We start from the raw sequence: 3,555 nt of genomic DNA on the forward strand, positions 1-3,555 counted from the left end.
ACAAGATCCAGCTCGTTGGCGACGACTTGTTCGTAACGAACACCGAGCGTCTTGAAAAAGGTATCGAAGAAGGCATCGGCAACTCCATCCTGATCAAAGTAAACCAAATCGGTACGCTGACAGAAACGTTTGATGCGATCGAAATGGCGAAACGCGCAGGATACACAGCGGTTGTCTCCCACCGTTCCGGTGAGTCCGAAGACAGCACGATCGCTGACATCGCCGTGGCAACGAATGCCGGCCAAATCAAAACCGGTGCTCCGTCCCGTACGGACCGTATCGCGAAGTACAACCAATTGCTCCGCATCGAGGACGAATTGGGCGAACTGGCGCAGTACAACGGCCTGAAGTCGTTCTACAACCTGAAAAAATAGGCTGTACAGCCTTAATCAAAGAGCGTTCCGGGTAACTCCGGGGCGCTTTTTTATCATAATTTCAGTGGCGCTGAACGATTCAATCATCGCAAGGAACACTTCCGCTAAACGCGGTCTGTCTTTATTAAGCTGCGTCGATGGGGTTTTTTATTTCAAGATGGAGCTACCAGCATAGCGATCAAAGGATCGGTGACTCGGATTTTAAACGATCTTGCGTTTGGGGGTGTGCCACCCTGAGCTTGTGATTGATGCTATAAACAGCGGTGCAGTGCGGGGTTTAGCTTGTGTTCGCAAATAGGCTATGATACAATAAGAATGCTGTTTGTGCACGCTGGGCTGTAGTCTAAGTCCGGCCATAACGGAATCGAAATTTTGACATTCATATAATTGAGATGTTAAGCCATTGGGAGGTGGAACAAATGGAAATCTTGTTGAAGGTGCTGCTCGTGATTTTCTCCATCGCGTTGATCGCGATTGTCTTTTGCAAAAAGGGAAAAGCGCGGGTCTTTCCGGGGCCATCTCCGGTGGCGCGGAACATCTATTCGGTAAAACGAAAGCACGCGGCATGGATCTCGTGCTGCAGCGCGTGACGGTTGTCGTCGCGGCATGCTTTTTTATCCTGGCCATTGTGGTGGCCGTCGTCGTCAAGTAAAGAATAGCAGCACACCAAAACCTCCGCTCTTTTTCGATTGGAAGATGAGCGGAGGTTTTTTAGGTTGATTAAGGCTTACGGGCAGGGATGCAACCGATTAAATTCGTGTATACTAGGGTATGTGTATATTACTGGACAAATACAACAAACGAACGATTACATAGTCACTTGCGGAAGGCATTCCTGCAAGTCACCTGAGGTGATGAAACGATGATTACGGAACAGATGATACTTGATTTGATGCAGGATCCCGAATATAAACCGATGACGTATCAGGAACTGGAACAGCATTTCGCGATTGACGATGCGCTGGATTTCAAGGATTTTCTGAAAACGCTGAACGCGATGGAGGAGGCTGGGACCATCGTGCGGTCCCGGTCGGAACGGTACGGCGTGCCGGAACGGCTGGACCTCCTGAAGGGCCGTCTGCAGGCCCATGCGAAAGGCTTTGCATTCCTGATCCCGGAAGACCGGGAGCATCCGGATGTATATATTGGAGCCAATGATATGAAGAGCGCCATGAACGGGGATACCGTTCTGGTGCGGGTTACAGCCAAGAGCCCGGCCGGCGGCAAGCTGGAGGGGGAAGTGGTGCGGATCGTCAACCGGGCTATTACCCAGATCGTCGGGGTCTTCCAAGGGCATGAAGCGTACGGCTTTGTGCTGCCTGACGATAAACGGATCAACCGGGATATTTTTATCCGAAGGATGCCTTTAACGGGGCGGTCGACGGCGAGAAGGTCGTCGTCAAAATCGTCAATTATCCGGAGGGCCGATCCGCCGCGGAAGGCGAAGTGGTCGAGATTCTCGGGCATAAGGATGATCCGGGGGTCGATATCCTGTCCATTATCCGCAAGCATCAGCTGCCGGAAGCTTTTCCGGAAGAGGTCATGGCGGAAGCGGAGCATGGCGGAAGCGGAGCAGGCCCCGGATTCAATCACCGAGGAGGAAATCGTCCAGCAGGGACGGCGTGACCTTCGCGGCAAAACGATCGTCACGATCGACGGAGAGGACGCGAAAGACCTCGATGACGCAGTAAACGTGGAGCGTCTGCCGAACGGCAACTTCCTTCTAGGCGTTCATATCGCCGACGTCAGCTACTATGTCCGCGAAAACTCGGAGCTCGATAAAGAGGCGTACAATCGCGGATGCAGTGTCTATTTGGTGGACCGGGTCATCCCGATGCTGCCGCACCGCCTGTCCAACGGCATCTGCTCGTTGAATCCGCAGGTGGACCGCCTGACGATGTCCTGCGAAATGGAATTCGACGAGCATATGAAGCTCGTGAGACATGACATTTTTACCAGCGTGATCAAGACGAAGGAACGGATGACGTACAACAACGTCCGGAAGATCCTGAACGACGAGGATCCGGAAGTGACGGAGCGGTACAGCTATCTGGTCGACACCTTCAAGCTGATGAAGGAGCTTGCGCTGCGCCTGCGGGCGAGACGGATGAACCGCGGGGCGGTGGACTTCGACTTCGTGGAGTCCAAGGTGATCGTCGATGAGAACGGCAAGCCGGTCGACATCGTAAAACGCGAACGCTCGATCGCCGAGCAGATCATCGAGGAGTTCATGTTGGCGGCCAACGAAACGGTGGCCGAGCATTTCTACTGGATGAAGGTGCCGTTTCTGTACCGGATTCACGAAAATCCGGATCCGGAGAAGCTCCAGACGTTCATGGCGTTTGCGGCCAACTTCGGTCACCATGTGAAGGGCCGGGGCAACTCCGTGCATCCACGGGCGCTCCAAAGCCTGCTGGAGGACATCCAGGGAACGAAGGAGCAGAAGGTCATCAGCACGGTGATGCTGCGCTCGATGAAGCAGGCGAAATACGATGCGGAAATGTCCGGACACTTTGGACTGGCCGCCGAATATTATTCGCACTTTACGTCTCCGATCCGCCGCTATCCGGACCTGGTCATTCACCGGGTGATCCGGGAAGTGCTGGAGAACAAGGGCGTCCTGCCGGAGAACCGGCTGGAGTACCTGGCTTCCCGGATGGCAGACATCGCCCAGCAGTCCTCCGAGCGTGAGCGTGTGGCGGTGGATGCGGAGCGTGACACAGACCAGCTGAAGAAGGCAGAATACATGCTCGACAAGGTCGGCGAGGAATTCGAAGGCATCATCAGCAGCGTGACGAGCTTCGGCATGTTCATCGAGCTCGAGAACACGGTCGAGGGCCTGATCCGGCTGAGCGCGCTGACGGACGATTACTACCATTTCGATGAGGCCTCCATGGCCCTCATCGGGGAGCGCACGTCACGCGTGTTCCGGATCGGCGACGAAGTGAAGATCCGCGTCGAGCGCGTGAACATGGACGATCACACCATCGATTTCGAGATGGTGGACATGAAGCCGCGCAGCGAAGGCCGGCGTGGCGGAAGCTTTGGCGGCCGTGGTGGCGGCCGCGTGGGCAGAGGCGCCGCCATCCGTGAAGGCGGCGAGAATGGCCGCGGCGGGCGCGGTGCGGCCCGTGGCGGCGGCAAGGGCGCGCGGCCGGGCAAGAGCGCCCGTGAGGGCGGC

General features: G+C 55.7%; 1 protein-coding gene and 2 pseudogenes. All 3 read left to right on the top strand.

Annotated features, from left to right (window positions below):
- Positions 1-374 (top strand): annotated as a pseudogene (eno, locus tag CPT76_RS27350) (phosphopyruvate hydratase); the annotation flags it as partial.
- A 419-nt stretch (positions 375-793) separates the two neighbouring features.
- Positions 794-1,026: pseudogene (secG, locus tag CPT76_RS27355) on the top strand (preprotein translocase subunit SecG).
- A gap of 210 nt (positions 1,027-1,236) precedes the next feature.
- The coding region (gene rnr, locus CPT76_RS27360) for a ribonuclease R (RefSeq protein WP_308737673.1) at positions 1,237-3,555 on the top strand (2,319 nt) is incomplete at its 3' end.

It is taken from the genome of Paenibacillus sp. AR247, from assembly GCF_002968895.1.
Lineage (GTDB): Bacteria > Bacillota > Bacilli > Paenibacillales > Paenibacillaceae > Paenibacillus_AQ > Paenibacillus_AQ favisporus.